Genomic DNA, 17,280 nt, shown 5'->3' with positions numbered 1-17,280 from the left:
CAAATATAAGAAAAACTTACTGGCGGTCAGTTCTAGTGAAAATTGACTCCAGCCTTTTTTGTAGCTCGCCGTTTGGCTGAAAACCAATCTCTTTCATCAGAATTTCGCCATCCGGGCTGATCAGGTAAGTCGTAGGCACTCCTACTATCGCAAATATTTTCCGTGCCAGGTTCTGGTTATCCAATACCTGCACCCAGGGCAAGGCTTGCTTTGGCAACTCATCCAGCCAGGCTTGTTTATTTTGATCTAAAGAGATTCCCAATATCTCAAGCCGATCGCCCTTATACTTCGCATATTGAGTTTTCAGATGAGGAAAGGATGCCTTGCATGGGCCGCACCAACTGGCCCAAAAGTCGATCAGAACATACTTACCGCGCAAACTGCTAAAACTGATTTCCTTGCCATCGGGATTGGGCAGGCTAAAATCCTCCACTTTATTGCCTATCGCCGAACGCTTCATTCCCCCGATCAGCGTGGCCATTGCCTTCCCTTCTTCTGTCTGCTTTTGCCGGGTCGACAAACATTCGAAAATAGATGAAATTTCTCTTTTTTCCAGGTGAACACTATAGCTCCGCATGGCCGCAACTGCCGCATATGAATCCGGATGCTGTGCTACGAATTGACTTACCAACCTGGTCATTACTACAGTCATCATGGAATCTGACTGAAGATCTTGCTTTTTTTGCTGCGTGTATTGCTTGTGAAGTGTTAAAAAATCTACAGCTGCCTTTTCACCACTGATCTTTCCTGAATGAAGCCCTTCCACGATATTTGCATCTTTCAGCAGCAGCTCCCCGGGTCCGTCGGTAATCACCACAAAGGGAAATACCCTTTGTCGAACCTTGATGTCGTATTCCATATAAAGAGTTGCTGTTATACCGGGGCTATACGCGTAACTGTATTTAAACCTACCATCAGGTCCAACGAAGGTGGAGTCTTCCGGCAGGCCCTTATTAAAATAGATAATCACTTTGTTATTTCCCTTGTTATCGCCAATTACATTACCCCTGAGGACTACATTTCCCTGGGCAAATGCTGCTGTTGCCCCAAAAAGGGACAACAGCAGCAGGATAATTTTGCTTTTCATAGTGTTTTAATTAAAGGGCCTGGTATCGAGAGGCCGACCCCAACCCGGATTAAACTGAAGAACAGTATTCACAATATTGAAAACGAAATCCGGCGAGTCTACCCTGCCCGTATAGTTGTTGTTTCCGATCGTATGCACCACCTGGGCTTTGCTCCAGGGCTTTCCTGTGTCCAGTACCAGTCGTTTTAGGTCCAGAAAACGCTTCAGTCCGCCAATCGGCAGTTCACGTCTCCGCTCGTCCAGCACTTGCTGTATGACCTGATCCTGTGTCCCGACAGTCAGGGCCGGTGTCCCGGTCACATAACGGCGCTGGCGCAGGGCATTCAGATCAGCTATTGCCAGGTCCAGCCTGTTGGTACGGGCATAACCTTCCGCACGCATCAGCAATACTTCCGGATAGGTGAAACCATCAGTCATTTTTGTTTTGTTAAAGCGATAATTACTGATACGAGTTCCATCATTATAGCCACCACCCAGCGTTGTATTGTAACCAGGAGAATTGATAAAAAACAACTTAAATCGGAGGTCGCTAGTCTGGTTATACAAACCAATCAATTCTGCGGAAGGATAAGACAATGAAGTACCGATGCCGGCATTATTGTCTGTCCCCCTGTAAAACAACATCTCCCGGTGGTTGACCAAATTATGTAAATTATCTTGCGTTGTTCTCAATGCAGCAGTCCATTCATTGGTATTTGGTGTTACTACCGAAAACGTGTTGTAATCATAAATCAGTTTCGATGCCTCTCCACCAGCATTGTCCCAGGCTAAATTGGCATAGTAGGCTACGCTGTCATATCTCTTGGTAAAAAGATGATAATTGGCCAGCATCGCATAACCTGTACCTTTATTGGCGCGCGAGGGCCAGCCAGATGCTGACGGTAAATTGGGCAATGCTGCATATAAATCTTTTGCTACATGCTTCATCATTTCTTCAGAAGTAGAAAGTTGCGGGATAGCGGTACCAAGATCCGGACTGGTTACATAAGGGACTGTTTTAGTGTCATTGTTCTCGCCTGGTTTATACACGGGGCCATAAATAAGGTTCAAATTGAAATAGCACCAGGCTCTTCCTACCAATGCCTGTGCCGTAGCAGTTTTTGCCAGTGTTTCTTCAGTAGGTGTTTTTTTATCTACGCCGCGAATTCCTTCAATTATATTATTGAAATAAGATACCTGTGGGTAAGCTCCGGCATTCGAATTGGCACTCCAGAAATAATCGTATGTTCTTGGATCATTATAAGGCTGTCGGAAAATAAAAGAATAATACCTGCCAATATTCGGATGGTTATTCAGGATAAAACCCACCTTAGCTTGTCCCTCAGATATGGCAAGGTTATCGGTGAGATAAGAAAGATTGCTTCCTCTACCAGCATCCACGAAATTCAACTCAAGCCCTGTAGAAAAATCAAGCAGGTGATCATAATCCGCAACACTAGTTGGAATAAGGGTGCCTTTAGGCTTTACATCCAGGAATTTCTTGCAGGAACTAAGTGAAACAATCCCTGCAACACATATATATATAAATAAATTTCTCATGTTGTAATGTTTAGAAATTAACAGAAAGACCAAAGTAAAATTCCGGACGTAGCGGCAAATTGCGAACGATTGTACCACCTGTAGTATTGGTCATGGTTTCTGGGTCAATGTTGTCGTTATTGGCAGTAGCCATCCATAGGTTCCTTCCCTGGAAATACAACTTTATATTATTGAAACCACTCTTGCCCCAAACCCGGTTATTAAACGTGTAGCCCAATGTCAAATCCCTTAATTTTATATAATTGCCACGTTCGACCAAGATATCACTGTAAGGATAATACCATCCATCAGCACTGGAAGTAGATAATCTTGGATAAATTGTATTGGCTTCATCACCTGCTTTTCTCCAACGCTCAGCTACGTATTTGTTTTCGATATTAGATCCAAAATAGGTATCACGACGGAACACAAATCCCAATTGGGAAACCAGCATAAACGATAAATCAAAGTTTCTATAACTGAAAGTATTGGTTACATTCAGCGAATATTTCGGACGAGTGGTTCCTGAATAAACCATATCGTTTACACTGATAGCACCACCAAGTATTTTGGCATCGCTGCTGTTGTAAAAAGTTGGCGTACCAGTATCGTTTAATCCTGCAAAGCGATTTGAAAATACAGCATCAATTGGGTAGCCTGCCCTCAGGGCACCCAAGCCAGCATTGCCACCAAAGTTGGAAGCAGCGGAGCCCAGAGTTAAATAGGTGCCGAACTGGTAATTGTAATTAAAATCTATTACTTTATTGGTGTTATAACTGCCGTTAAAATAGGTATTCCAGGTAAATCCAGCCGCCTTTATGACATATGCATCCAAGGATAGTTCAATGCCTTTATTCACCGCAGTTCCAGCATTTCTTGTAATCGTTTCACGGCCGTAAGTCGCATCCATCATATCTGGAGCCAGCAAATCTTTACTTAGCTTTTTATAATAATCTAATGTTGCATTTAACCTCCCTTTTAAGAAAGATAAATCAGCACCGATGTTGGTAATATGCGTACGTTCCCAACGTAAATCAGCATTTGGGGGTGTTGCAATAGAATAGGATACACCTCCGGAAGTTGGAGAGAAACCTCCTACATTCAACAACAGATATGGACCCTGGGTTAGGGAAATATTTCCATTGATACCATACGATCCGCGCAGGTTCAGCTTGTCGATCCAGCTAACATCAAAAAAATGCTCATTTGATAATTTATAGGTACCGCCTGCAGACCAGTTTGGTTTATACCGATATTTAGGATTGGTACCAAAAAAGTTGGCCTGATCAATACGTGCGCTACCGCTAATCAAAAATCTGTTATCATATTCGTAGGAACCATTTGCATACATCGAAACATAACGGTTGTCACGCAGGGCATAGCCGCCGTTTGAAAGCGGAACATAGGTTTGACTGGTAAATAAAAGGTAATCGGAACTATAAGCACCACTGCCAAAGTCAGCATAATTGAACGGTACGGATGAGCCAGCCTGCTCATTATAGCCGTAGCGCGTTGGATAGGTATTGTTATCGAAGAAATCTTTATTGACCTCAGCACCCGCGATTGCAGTAATGCGATGTTTATCCGTAAAGGTTTTGTTGAAATTCAGTTGACCACGAAAAGTATAAGCTTCATTGATGTTACGTGCTTCATTTACAATAGATCCATCTGCCACATAATGCTTGCTGTTTGTGGTCCTTGATGTTGCGCCGTTATACATAGCCCTTACCCGGTAAGCATCAACATTAAAAAGCGTACGGTTAAGCAAACTGCCCCTTGTCCATATTCCACCAACTTCAGCAGATAAACCGCTGATGATGTTTAGTCCCAGGCTGCCGCCTAAACGTGCCTGATAGCTTTCTGTAGTATTGGTTTCTAACAAGAGGTCACGTAATGGCTCATAGGTCATCGGTTTAAGTCCCTGGATCCCGGCATAAAGTGGTATCAAATCAGGTCTTGTCACCGGAACACTTGCTGCTGCACCAGCTGCGTCTGCTATTGAACTATATGGTGTAAGCATTCCAGTATTAACAGAAGGCGTAAATGTTCTTTTATAATCCGTTAAATTCGCAGCCGTTCTAAAAGGAGCGCTTCCATTTGAAAAGTTGATGTTTGTAAATAAGCGAATGGTTACATCTTTAACGGGCTTCCAGTCGTTCTTTAAATCCACAATAACGCGGTTATCTTTATTGCCAATCATGTTATTGCGATTGGCGATATAACGAATGGCCGCATTTGTCATATTTTTATCGTTACCAGCTGAGAAGGAGAGATTATGCTGTTGGGTCAACTTTGAACGAAATACATATTTCTCCAACTGGCCCAAGCCATCATTTTGTCTCAACTGGACCAACTCTGCGTCTACCTGGGCCTGTGTCATTAAGTTACGATCGCGCTGCACAAGCAATTGTGTAACGCGGGGTGCCATACCGTAATAATCATAGTCAAAAAGTACCGCAGTCGGGCTGATGTTGTAGGCGGCGATTTCAGCCTCGATGTAATCCGATGCTCCCGTCCTGTTCATGTAAGATAAATCTGGACGCAGCGTTACGCCGGTACTCCCTTTATAGCTCATTTGAAAACTGCCTGCCCGACCGCTCTTTGTGGTAATTACAATTACACCATTCGAAGAGCGTGCACCATAAATAGAAGCCGCTACTGCATCTTTTAAGATCGTAATGCTTTCTACATTATCAATATTCACAGTTTCCAATCCACCGGAAATAGGGAAACCATCTACCACCACTAAGGGCTCTGAATTTGCCAGAAATGTAGACCTTCCACGAATTTCTAATTTGCCCTCTTTAGTAACCACCATACCAGCAGCCTGGCCTTCCAATGCGGTTAATAAGCTAGGCTGAAGTTTATTTTCCAGACGCTTAACCTGTACGCTGGAAAATGAACCGGTCATCCTTTCCCGTGGCAGCGACTGGTAACCCGTGCTTACAATGGCGACCTCATCGAGTTTGCTTTCCGATATGGTCATGCTTATTGTAATGCTTTCAGTTCCGGAAACCAGGACTTCCTGGTCTTCATACCCCAGATAGGATATGAGCAGAACATCACCAATGTTGACATCCAGCAGGCTAAAGCGTCCGTTTTCGTTCGTAACCACCATCTTCTTGCTGCCCCTGACCTTCACGGTGGCTCCCGCCAAAGGATTGCCACTCTTATCCAGCACTTTTCCATCGAGGTCTATCTTATTAAGATATACGTTGAGCTCATCCAAAAAGGAAACAGGTTTGTCTTTCAATGTAATTGTACTGCTGTTGATTTCGTAGGTAAGGGGTTGCAGGGAAAAGATCATTTTCAGCACCTCTTTCAGATCCTGGCCCTCAACTTTGATGCTGACAGGTTTTGCCCGTTTCAACTGGCTATCGGTATAGAAAAAGTTATACCCACTCTGAGCCCTGAGTTCATTGAAAACTGATTTCAGTGTGGCGTTTGATTTGTTGAGGCTGATTTTCTGAGCAATGCCGGAAGCGCTGACCTGTAGCAGTGAGATGATTAATATTACGGTGGTTAGTCGCATGATTAACATGATTTTATGGTATAGCAATCTAGGTATACCAAGTTTCCTAGTATTTTTTTGATACATTCGTGTACGGTTTGTTTGGGCAGATACCTTTGCTTTCGACGGTCCAGGGATCTGCGGTTAAATAGTTGATTTTTTCAATTTTTTTTCGTCAAACTGTGACCAGGTCCTAATTCTTGTTGGGATCTGGTTGTTTTTTCCGGGATTGCTATTGTAGTTTTCTTTTCATGTTTTCTATTAATGGTGAATATTTCTGTTATTTAGTCACATAGATCGTTCTTCCCTGAATATCGAAATGGACGTAGCCTGTAGATTCCACAACCCGGAGCAGTTCCGAGACATTTTGAAACCTTGAAACCCTTCCGCTGAATTTCTCTGTAGTCTTTTCACCCGCATACACAACCTGCACATTGTACCATCGCTCTACCATCTTCATCAATGTTTCAATGCTTTCACTTTCGAAGTTGAATTCATTGTTCTTCCAGGCAATGGCCAAATCCGTATCGGCCTTGCCAACCTTTAAGCTAGTGCCATTGTTCAGTACCTGTTCCCCTGGCTTGAGCACAACCTGCTGCCGGGTCGAGGAAACGGCTACACTACCTTCCAGCAATGTGGTTTTGATATTAGCCTCATCCATATAGGCATTGACATTGAAATGCGTACCCAAAACTCTGAGTTGCTGCCCCCCTGTCTTCAGCACAAATGGATGCGCTTTGTCCTTTGCAATTTCAAAATAACCTTCTCCCTTCAGCTCTACTTCACGTGAACTTTTGTTGGCGAAACCAGTAGGGAATCTTAAACTTGATGCGGCATTCAGCCATACTTTGGAACCGTCTGGCAAAGTAATGGTGTAGGTCTGGCCCCTGGCTGTAGAGGCAGTCATCATTAGCGTTCCCTGGCCGTTCTGGATCACCTGGGTATTGTCATCATAGGTTAATGATGTAGGGCTTATAATTATTCCGGTTTTATTACTGCTCAACGGTATAACCTGTCCGGTAGAAAGGGTTATGGTCGCACCATTTTTTCCGGGAGCAATGTCATTGGCATATCTGAGATGATCCCTGGAAGCGCGGGATGACAAATCATTACGATGAGGCTGAACAAGGTGAGTGAAAAACCATACCCCAAGAACGATGGTCGCAACTGCTGCTGCAATACCAGCGGCGCTCCTGAACCTTTTCCATATCATCAGGTTTTCCGGTTGAGCCGTCTGAACCTCATTTAGAATAGCCTGAAGCAGTTCATTTGCGATGGCTTTTTCCAGCTGAAATTTCAGCAGATCTTCGCGTTCAAAAACACCATCCACCAGCTCATCAATAGCATTCTTGTGTTTAGGATCAGTCAAGACTTCTAACCATTCTGCTTGCTCCCTTTCTGAAAGCTGGCTGCCCAAATACCGATTGAATAAATACTTTAATCTTTGATCCTCCATTCTGTTATGGCTTCCCCTTTTAATGTAAGTCGCGCAACCTCGAAAAATGGGGTAATGGGAAATGAAAAAAAGTTATAATAATTTAAAAAACACCAAAAGTATAGCTATATCATTGTTGTTTTTGATGTGTTCACGCAAAAACCGCATCGCCAGCTTCAGATGGGTTTTTACGGTTCCTGTCGAAATTCCCATTTGCTGGGCCGCCTCTTCGTACTTGAGCCCCTCCTGCTGACAAAGTTGATAGACCTGCCGTTGCTGCTTCGGAAGGAGCTGAATGCCCTCTTCCAGAATCTTGCGCCCCTCCCGCAACAGTATCGCTTCTTCCGTGTCATTATGGTCCTCTGTCCAGGTACTACCAAGAATACGCTCTGCCTTTAACGCTACAGCACGGTGACGCAGGAGGTCAACCGCCCTTCTCCTTGCAAATACCTTAAGATAGCTTTCCAGATTATTGACCTTTTCCAATTGCCTCCCTAACTTCCAAATGTGCAACATGCTTTCCTGCACAATATCAAGTGCCAATTCCTCACTGTGCAAAAGGTGGCGCGCAAAGCCGAAAATCACTGGATAATAGGCATTATAGAACAGCGTAAAAGCATGCCGGTCTCCCCTGGCTATTTTAGCCTGCAATTCTTTTTCGGTTTGGAGGGGTCGGATGGCCATTGAATATTCGTTAAATGTACGCAACCAATTGATTGATGGGAACATTATGAGGGATTTTTTTGTCAATACAAGAATTCAAATCAAGTATTCGGGACCATGTGTTTATTTTTCTCCATTCGTTTAAGCGTAGCTTATAATTACTTTTGTAAATTGACCTAATTTACCAATTAGCTGCCCATGTCACTCCTCAAAACATTTCTAGTTGCATTCATCCTTCTTTTTGCCAGCGATCTTTCTTTCGCTCAGCAAAAGCAAACACCTGCTGCAGACAGCTCTGCACTCAACGAAGCCTTGCTGATCAAAGATGAACAGCAGAAAAAAGTTGATTCGCTGGTGAAGCAGCAGCTTGAGCAGGAACTTCTAAAAGTTACCGGAAACGTGGTTCGAACCAGGGAACTTGAAGCCCAGTTGAGGAATATTACCGCTGCAGATTCGCTAAGAAACATCAATCAGATGAAAAAGCTGAGCGCTTTGAAGAAAACTACAAAAGGCCATCCGGTAAAACTGAACATTGACACATTATTCTACATTTATACCCGCACCGGGTCATTTAACCCTAAGGAACGTGCCAAAGCCATATCTTCGAAAATAGAGAACCTATACAAAGCGGCGATCTTTAAGTCAGACTCCCTGGTTGTTGTCGAGAACGAAGGCAATTACGACCTGATCTATAACAACGATGATGTGCTGATCAGTGTTGGCAACCTTGATGGACTATGGGTCGGTAAGACAAATGCCCAGCTTGCCAAAGAATACCAGGGCATCATCAAACAAAGTATCATCCGGGAGCGTGATGAGCATAGCCTGACAAATTTAATGAAACGCCTCGGACTGGTTGTTTTAATCATCTTTTTCCTCGTAGTTATTGTTGTCGTCATCAATAGACTGTTCCGACGCATATCCAAATATGTTTCAGCCCATAAAGAAAAATACCTAAACACGCTGCGCCTAAAACAGATGAAGGTGATCACAGCAGAACACCTGGAATCTGGCCTTTTGAAGTTTATTGCAGTCTTGAAACTGCTGGTCGTCCTATTCATCATTTACTTGTCCCTGCCGCTGCTTTTCAGCCTTTTCCCGGAAACGGAAGGTTGGACCTGGACACTGCTGGGATGGATTCTCGGGCCATTGCGCTCCGCAGGAAAAGCCGTAGTCGATTATTTGCCTGATTTTTTCAAAGTGATCGTCATTGTACTGCTCTTCAGGTTTTTGCTCAAGGGCATCAGGTATTTGTTTTATGAGGTCAAACGGGGCAACATGCAGTTCCGCGGATTCCATGCCGACTGGGCTATTCCTACCTTCAATATACTCCGGTTTATCCTATATGCATTTATGCTGGTACTCATCTTCCCGTTCTTACCGGGATCCAGTTCCCCTGCATTCCAGGGTGTGTCGGTATTCCTGGGAATTCTGATCTCCCTGGGTTCTTCAAGTGCGATTACAAATATCGTAGCAGGCCTGGTCATCACGTACATGCGCCCTTTTCGCATAGGTGATCGTGTAAAGATCGGAGAGGTTGTAGGTGATGTGATGGAAAAATCCATGTTGGTCACCAGAATTAAGACCATTAAAAATGAGGACATCACCGTACCCAATTCCCTGGTACTGTCCAGCTCCACGATTAACTATTCCAGTCATACCAAAAACGAACGTCAGGGCTTAATCGTTCATTACACTGTAACCATCGGCTATGATGTACCTTGGCAGCAGGTATATGCGTTGCTCATTGACGCTGCCTTAAAAACAAAGCATATCCAGGCTGAACCGAAACCCTTCGTATTGCAAACCAGTTTAGATGATTTTTATATTTCTTACCAGATTAACGCATATACAAAGGAAGCCAACAAGCAGGCATCCATCTACAGCAACCTTTTAGAAAACATCCAGGATGTCTTCCGTGGAGCTGATATAGAAATCATGTCACCCGGCTACCATGTGATCCGAGATGGCGGCAAAGAGGTATCAGCGCAGAAATGATTAAATTTCTTCTAAAGTAAAGGACAGTTTTGGCTTTAAAACGCTTCGCCCAGATTGAACAACACCGCGCTGTAACCTTTACTGACGCCATAATCGATGCCGATATTGGTATTGGAAGCTTTATTGAATTTGATGCGCAACCCCGTTCCACCTGCTGGCTTCCAGGAGCTAAATAAGGATCCAGATCCACTGACTGTATTGACATTGGCAAAAACCACAAAACCCAGCAGCCCATTTGCAGTGATGTCCCGGCGGTACTCACTCTCGGCATAAAACAGTGTCCTCCCGCGGTACCTGTTCTGATCTATCCCCCTGGCCGACCTGTTGTAAGGGTCCCAGCCGGTACTCGGTAAATCCAGGTAAGGGGTTTTGTTATTCAATACCGTCCAGAAATAAGACCATAACGCAAGTGTATTTTGCTGGCTGCGTTTTTCAGGATTCAAGGAAATGTATTTCCGTACATCCAGGTAAACCGAACTCCAGTTGTTGTTACTTCCTAGAAAGGTTGGGTTTACCCTGTAAACAAGATTCCCGTACATCCCCGGTAATGGGTTAATAGAGTTGCTCCTGGAGTCGTAAACCAGGTTCAGACTGATTCCTGATGAGAAGGAATTTTTGCCTGTGCCGTATTTGTAACCTGAATATTCAGGCAGTTCAGGCGAGTTATCTTCGGTATTGATGTTAAACCGGTAATCCAAATTGTAACCCAAGCCTGCGTATAAATAGGGCTTGATCCGTTTTAAGGCATTTTGATAGAATCTGATGTATTTATAACTCAACAAAGTCTTTTCCTCATTTCCCTTTGAATTGCCTAAACCCCAGGTATATTGTGGATAAACCAGAAAGCGCGTATCTCCTTGGATCAGCCAGGTATTGTCAGGAAGCCAAATGTTGGTCCGGACCGGCAATCCGAAGCGGCTGCCGAGGTTCCAGTAGGGTGTAAAGGTCGCAGTCGACAAATTTGTTGTCTTTTTAGAACCCAGGTACATTGCGGCTGAAGTACTGGTGATGAGTGCATTTCCGGTTCCTCCAGGTACAGTACCACCAATGGGGAGGATGGAAAAATATAGTTTTTTGTCTTTTTCTTCCCGGATTTTTCCCGGACGTATTCTAAAAATCGCCTTACCGATATCAATAAGGTCGGTTTGCCTGGCGGTATCCAGACTTTTTTTATTCTGGATGATGGCATCACCCGCATTTTGTCCAAAAGAGAAAGCCCAACAACATACCAGCAGATTGGTCAGGCATAATTTCATTACTAATTTCGATTGCATATGGACAGGATAGGCTTTGTAAATTGCAATAAGCCTGCCAGAGTTTGCAAAAAAATCCGGATTACTCAGACGGCACAGTAATGACTGGTATTTACCTGGGCCAAAACTTCCCTGACCTTCACCACATCACCTATAATAATTATTGCAGGATTACTCAAGCCCGCTCTGAATGCAGCTTTTGGCAATTCCCCAACTGTAGATACCACCTGCTTCTGCTGAGGTAGTGTGGCATGCTGAATAATTGCCGCAGGGGTACCGCCCCTGCCTGCGGCTTCATAAGCGGCGGCAATTTCTGCGAGCTTCTTCATTCCCATATAGATCACTACAGTAGCCGAACTTTTCATGGCGCATTTCAGGTCATTTGACAAGCTTCCGTCCTTTTTGGTACCTGTAATCATCCACACACTTTCACTAATCCCCCTATGTGTCAATGGAATATCTATAAAACCTGCCCCCTGCATACTGCTGATTCCCGGAATGTATTCTACCTGTATGCCCTGAGACTCAGCAAAAAGCAATTCCTCAAAACCCCTACCGAAAATAAAAGGATCACCTCCCTTTAAACGTATAACCACCTGATAACTTCGGGCATAATCGACAATCAGCTCATTGATTTTTTCCTGAGGAGTACAGGCTTGGTAGGGTTTTTTACCAACGTATACCATAATACACGTTTTCGGAGCAATATTAAGCAGTTCCTGGCTACTTAAATTGTCATAAAGCACCACATCTGCTCTTTTTAGCACATTATATGCCCTAATCGTGAGCAATTCCGGGTCACCAGGGCCAGAACCCATCAAATAAACCTCTTTTTTCATTATTTTATTAGACATAAATTCCTTTTTTATGATTTACACCTATAAATGTGAACAAAAAACACCACATTATTATTTATTTTATGATAAAAATCATATTTAATTGATTTTTTTGTATTCAAAAAACATATATTTGACTAACAAAAATCACATAAAACAAAAATACACAAACAAAAAATCCAAAAACACAACAAAAACTCATATTATTTCAAAAAACACCAATCAAAAAACCAAAAAACACAAATAAAATTCACGATTTATGAAAGAACCACAAATAATCATAATTGGAAATGGAATGGTGGGATATAAGTTTTGCGAAAAACTTCGGGCAAAATCGGCCGCCTTTAAGCTTACCGTTTTTGGAGAAGAATCACGCAGAGCCTATGACCGGGTTCATTTAAGTGAATATTTCAATGGAAAAACAGCTGAGGACCTTTCTTTATGTAGCCCGGAATGGTACGATGAACAGAACATCAGCCTCTACCTGAATACCCAGATATTGGAGATCGACCGGGAGAAAAAAACTGTGTATGCTGCAAATGGCCTTAGTTACGCCTACGATTACCTGGTATTCGCGACAGGTTCTGGCGCTTTCGTACCAAACATTGCCGGAGTTGAAAAGGACGGGGTATTTGTTTACCGGACGATAGAAGATCTCGACCTGATCAGCGACTATGCAAAAAAGGCTAAAACAGCTGCGGTAATCGGAGGTGGTCTCCTGGGACTGGAAGCTGCGAAAGCACTCATCGATTTGGGCATCGGAAACACAAGTATTGTGGAATTTGCACCTAGATTGATGCCCAGACAAATAGACGCTGCAGGAAGCGATATGCTGAATGCAAAACTCCAGGACCTGGGACTGCAAATACTTTTAAATAAAAACACCAGTAGCATAGAAGGTGAAAAGCAGATCACTGCGCTAAAATTCAGCGACGACACGCTGCTGGAGACTGATATGCTTGTCATATCGGCAGGAATAAAGCCCCGTGACGAACTGGCTAAAGCCTGCGGTATAGCAGTTGGGCCACGTGGCGGAATTCTGGTGGATGATAAAATGCAAACCAGTGACCCTGCTGTGTTTGCCATTGGTGAATGTGCATTGTATGATGGCATGATCTATGGCTTGATCGCACCAGGTTACGAAATGGCAGAAGTACTGGCTGCTAATCTTTGCGAAAGCAATAAGTCTTTCCAGGGATTCGACATGAGCACGAAATTGAAATTGATCGGAATAGACGTAGCCAGCTTTGGTGATCATTTCATTGACACACCCGCCTGCCGCACCATCATTTTCGAAGACAAACATAAAGGCGTATATAAACGCATCAACATTAGTAATGACGGGCAATACCTTTTAGGAGGTATATTAATTGGAGATGCAACAGCATATAACCTGCTGTTGCAAACCTCCAGCAACAGGATTGCACTACCGGAGCATCCTGAAGAGATCCTCTTGGGCGCACGCGGGGGAAGCGAACCTGCTGGCGCGGGAATTACCGGATTGCCTGATTCTGCTTTAATCTGCAGCTGCGAAGGCATCACTAAAGGCGACATCTGTTCTGCAGTCTCCACCGGAGGCTGTGAAAACCTGGACGACATCAAGAAATGTACAAAAGCGGGAACCGGTTGCGGAGGCTGTGTGCCAATGCTGAAAGACCTGATGGCTTACACCTTGAAATCACAGGGCAAATACATCAAGAATGTGATCTGCGAACATTTTAATTACAGCAGACAGGAACTGATGGACCTCATCCACATTCATCAGTTAAAAAGTTACGACGAAGTACTTGATGCATTAGGCAAAAACGATGGCTGTGAAGTTTGCAAACCACTCGTATCCTCGCTCCTGGCCAGCCTATGGAACGAAATGATCCTCAAAAAAGGAAATGATGTTGCCCAGGACAGCAACGACCGTTTCCTGGCCAATATCCAAAAAGGAGGATCCTATTCGGTAGTACCAAGGATTCCGGGTGGTGAAATCACTCCTGACAAACTAATTGTAATTGGTGAAGTCGCAAAAAAATACAACCTATATACCAAAATCACCGGAGGACAAAGGATCGACCTCTTTGGCGCACACCTGAATGATCTTCCCGTAATATGGGAGGAATTGATTGCAGCTGGTTTCGAAAGCGGCCATGCTTACGGCAAAGGATTGAGAACCGTAAAAAGCTGTGTAGGTAGTACCTGGTGCCGATTTGGACTGCATGACAGTGTGAGTTTTGCCATCAGAATAGAAGAACGTTACCGGGGGATAAGGGCACCACATAAATTCAAATCTGCAGTGAGTGGCTGCATCAGAGAATGTGCCGAAGCCCAGAGTAAGGATTTTGGCATCATTGCCACAGAGAAGGGCTGGAACCTCTACGTATGCGGTAACGGAGGCAGCAAACCGCAGCATGCTTTGCTGCTGGCTACCGATCTGGACAGCGAAACCTGTATCCAATATATTGACCGCTTCCTGATGTTTTACATCCGTACCGCCGATCCCCTGACCAGAACGGCAACCTGGCTCAATAAAATGGAAGGCGGAATAGATTATCTGAGGAATGTGATCGTCAACGATAGTCTGGGAATGGCAGCAGCATGGGAAACAGAAATTGAAAAGCTCATCAGCAATTACCACTGCGAATGGAAAGAAGCTGTTGAAAATCCGGCCATCAGAAAGCGTTTTTCACATTTCGTGAACGCGCCTGAAGAAAAAGACCCCTCGATCGCATTTACAGAAATGCGCGGACAAAAAAGAACTGCAGAATGGAATGTAACTCAAAAATTATGAACGAACAATCAAATTGGCTTGCAGCCTGTCGCGTCGAGGATGCGGTAGAAAATGGCGGCGTCTGTGTAAAACATGGGGATGAGCAGATCGCCCTGTTTTATTTCACCAGGAGAAATGAGTGGTATGCCACGCAAAATGAATGCCCGCACCGTAAACAAATGGCGCTAAGCCGGGGAATGATCGGATCTGTTACTGATGAACCTAAAGTAGCCTGTCCCTTCCACAAAAAGACATTCTCCCTGAGCACCGGGGAATGCCTGACCGGCGATGAATGCGCATTGAAGACCTACCCGGTAAAAATTGAAAACGGGATGGTTTTCATCGGCACCATACCCAAATCCTGTTGAAAGGATCCAAATGAAGTAACCTAAACAACCTAAAACCAAATCCACATGAGAACTCAAAATGCAATAGCCTTTCTTGGCTGTCTGACCCTCCTTTTGCTTGTTTTTCCGCTAAAATCGCAAACCAAAGCGCAGCTATTCGATGGAACCATCGTCGCCGGATATGTCGATCATGGCGCGTTCATTAACTGTACTGGACCAAGTATAAAATTCAGCAAAAAACCCTTTGCACTCGTTGCCGGACTGTTGCCAAGTCTGAGGATCAAGGAAGACAAAGCAGCAGCAGGCTCAACAAAGAACTCCATAGTAACACCCAACTTGGGTTTTGGACTGACCGCTGTATTGAACCACATTGCACTACAGGTTCCATTGTATTACAATACAAAAACAGCTGCTAAAAATGGGGAATGGAACCTTGGTATCGGCTTGGGTTATAAATTTTAAAAGCGACCAATATGAACACGACGAACGCTAATAAGCCGCTGGAAACGCTACGCATCTTTTCCTTGAAGGGCCTGCAAATGAAAACCTTTCACATCACCTGGCTGACTTTCTTTTTTTGCTTTTTTGCCTGGTTTGGTATGGCACCGCTGATGCAAATTGCAAGGGAACAACTGCAGTTGACAAAAGACCAGGTGGGCAACATTCAGATTGCCTCGGTTTCCGCTACAATCGTAGCCCGGCTCTTAATCGGAAGGCTGATTGACAAATATGGACCAAAACTGATCTATACCTGGCTGCTGGTACTTTGTGCCATCCCCGTTTTGCTGATCGGCACCAGTCATTCTTACACTTCATTTCTACTATTCCGTTTGGCCATTGGCGTCATTGGGGCATCCTTTGTCATTACCCAGTTCCACACATCGGTCATGTTTGCTCCAGCTATAAAAGGCACAGCCAATGCTACTGCGGGCGGATTTGGAAATGCTGGCGGAGGTGCGGCAAACGTTTTTATGCCGCTAATCGCTTCCGGCCTTACCGCAGTTGGCCTATGTAGTACAGAAGACAGCTGGCGCTATGCAATGATCTTTCCTGGTATTATGCTCCTGGTATGTGCTTTTTTATATCACAGGTATACAATGGATAGCCCACAGGGCGATTTCAAGGACCTGAAGCATGAAAGTGCCGCAAGGGGCAAAAATACATTCCTAATTGCAGCCAAAGATTACCGCACCTGGATACTGACCATTGCCTACGCTGCCTGCTTCGGTGTGGAGATTACTGTCGACAACTTCGCACCGATATTTTTCACAGATTCATTTGACGCAAGCATTGCTGTAGCCGGCCTGGTAGCCGGGATATTTGGCTGGATCAATATTTTTGCAAGGCCGCTTGGAGGCATTGTTGCTGATAAAATCGGAAAAACATGGGGCTTTGATGGCAAGACCCTCCTGCTCGCAGTCTTGCTGCTCATTGAGGGCATCGGACTCATCTGGTTTGCCAAATCCGGCAACATTGGTATGGCCATATTTATGATGTTTGTTTTCGGCCTGAGCCTTAAAATGGCGAATGGTGCAACCTATAGTCTTGTCCCTTTCATCAACCCTCTGGCAGTGGGTAGCGTCGCTGGAATTGTTGGTGCAGGAGGAAATATCGGCGCCATGCTGATCGCTTTTCTATTTAAGGCTAAAGCCAGTCATGCGAGTAAACATGTAATTGAAAAGGGAATCGAAGTGGAAAAAAGCCTCATTGATTATACAAATGCATTCACACTGCTGGGCTTCATCATTCTCGGCATAGGCATAGCCGTATTGATATTCAGAACGGTTATGGCACAAAAAACTTCCGAAATCAATGATTTGGCACTAACACCTGGTAAATAACCATAGCAGCAACGTCTTGAAAAACACCGATCA

Annotated in this window: 12 protein-coding genes; 5 read left to right on the top strand and 7 right to left on the bottom strand. The window is 44.2% G+C overall.

Features of this window, described 5'->3' with window-relative positions; translation table 11 throughout:
• Positions 1-16: 16 nt before the first annotated feature.
• The 5 genes from WAE59_RS09665 to WAE59_RS09645 all read right to left on the bottom strand — a co-directional run bounded on the left by WAE59_RS09665 (position 17) and on the right by WAE59_RS09645 (position 8,235).
• Positions 17-1,087 carry a TlpA family protein disulfide reductase gene (locus tag WAE59_RS09665; RefSeq protein WP_337855747.1) on the bottom strand — a complete coding sequence of 357 codons (1,071 nt, stop codon included), beginning with the start codon at positions 1,085-1,087 and terminating at the stop codon, positions 17-19.
• 6 nt (positions 1,088-1,093) lie between these two features.
• Entirely contained in the window at positions 1,094-2,626 is a 1,533-nt protein-coding gene (locus WAE59_RS09660; protein WP_337855746.1) for a RagB/SusD family nutrient uptake outer membrane protein, read from the bottom strand.
• Positions 2,627-2,636: 10 nt separating this feature from the next.
• Entirely contained in the window at positions 2,637-6,137 is a 3,501-nt protein-coding gene (locus WAE59_RS09655) for a SusC/RagA family TonB-linked outer membrane protein (RefSeq protein ID WP_337855745.1), read from the bottom strand.
• Between the two features lie 259 nt (positions 6,138-6,396).
• Positions 6,397-7,572 carry a FecR family protein gene (locus WAE59_RS09650; protein WP_337855744.1) on the bottom strand — a complete coding sequence of 392 codons (1,176 nt, stop codon included), beginning with the start codon at positions 7,570-7,572 and terminating at the stop codon, positions 6,397-6,399.
• A gap of 72 nt (positions 7,573-7,644) precedes the next feature.
• On the bottom strand, positions 7,645-8,235 hold the full coding sequence (locus WAE59_RS09645; RefSeq protein ID WP_337855743.1) for an RNA polymerase sigma factor: 591 nt from the start codon (positions 8,233-8,235) through the stop codon (positions 7,645-7,647).
• Between the two features lie 177 nt (positions 8,236-8,412).
• Here WAE59_RS09645 and WAE59_RS09640 point away from each other — a divergent pair, with 177 nt between their 5' ends.
• Complete coding sequence (locus WAE59_RS09640; protein WP_337855742.1) at positions 8,413-10,212, top strand: mechanosensitive ion channel family protein; 1,800 nt, start codon at positions 8,413-8,415, stop codon at positions 10,210-10,212.
• A 35-nt stretch (positions 10,213-10,247) separates the two neighbouring features.
• Here the strand turns inward: WAE59_RS09640 and WAE59_RS09635 are convergent, their stop codons facing one another.
• Positions 10,248-11,486: a BamA/TamA family outer membrane protein gene (locus WAE59_RS09635; protein WP_337855741.1), complete on the bottom strand. Its 1,239-nt coding sequence runs from the start codon at positions 11,484-11,486 to the stop codon at positions 10,248-10,250.
• A gap of 65 nt (positions 11,487-11,551) precedes the next feature.
• Entirely contained in the window at positions 11,552-12,319 is a 768-nt protein-coding gene (cobA, locus tag WAE59_RS09630) for a uroporphyrinogen-III C-methyltransferase (protein WP_337855740.1), read from the bottom strand.
• Positions 12,320-12,560: 241 nt separating this feature from the next.
• On the opposite strand from cobA, the gene nirB reads away from it, so the two are divergent.
• The 4 genes from nirB to WAE59_RS09610 are packed head-to-tail and all read left to right on the top strand — an operon-like array spanning position 12,561 to position 17,247.
• A complete protein-coding gene (gene nirB, locus WAE59_RS09625) occupies positions 12,561-15,080 on the top strand; it encodes a nitrite reductase large subunit NirB (protein WP_337855739.1) in 2,520 nt (839 codons plus the stop codon).
• A complete protein-coding gene (gene nirD / locus WAE59_RS09620) occupies positions 15,077-15,427 on the top strand; it encodes a nitrite reductase small subunit NirD (RefSeq protein ID WP_337855738.1) in 351 nt (116 codons plus the stop codon). Before nirB ends, nirD begins: the two co-directional genes overlap by 4 nt.
• Before the next feature lie 45 nt (positions 15,428-15,472).
• On the top strand, positions 15,473-15,868 hold the full coding sequence (locus WAE59_RS09615) for a hypothetical protein (RefSeq protein ID WP_337855737.1): 396 nt from the start codon (positions 15,473-15,475) through the stop codon (positions 15,866-15,868).
• An 11-nt stretch (positions 15,869-15,879) separates the two neighbouring features.
• The gene (locus WAE59_RS09610) at positions 15,880-17,247 is read left to right on the top strand and encodes an MFS transporter (protein WP_337855736.1); all 1,368 of its coding nucleotides are present in this window, start codon (positions 15,880-15,882) and stop codon (positions 17,245-17,247) included.
• Positions 17,248-17,280 lie beyond the last annotated feature (33 nt).

The organism is Pedobacter sp. GR22-6, from assembly GCF_037402555.1.
GTDB lineage: Bacteria > Bacteroidota > Bacteroidia > Sphingobacteriales > Sphingobacteriaceae > Pedobacter.
Note: the sequence above shows the minus strand (reverse complement) of the source record. Positions and strands in the feature narration are given on the sequence as shown.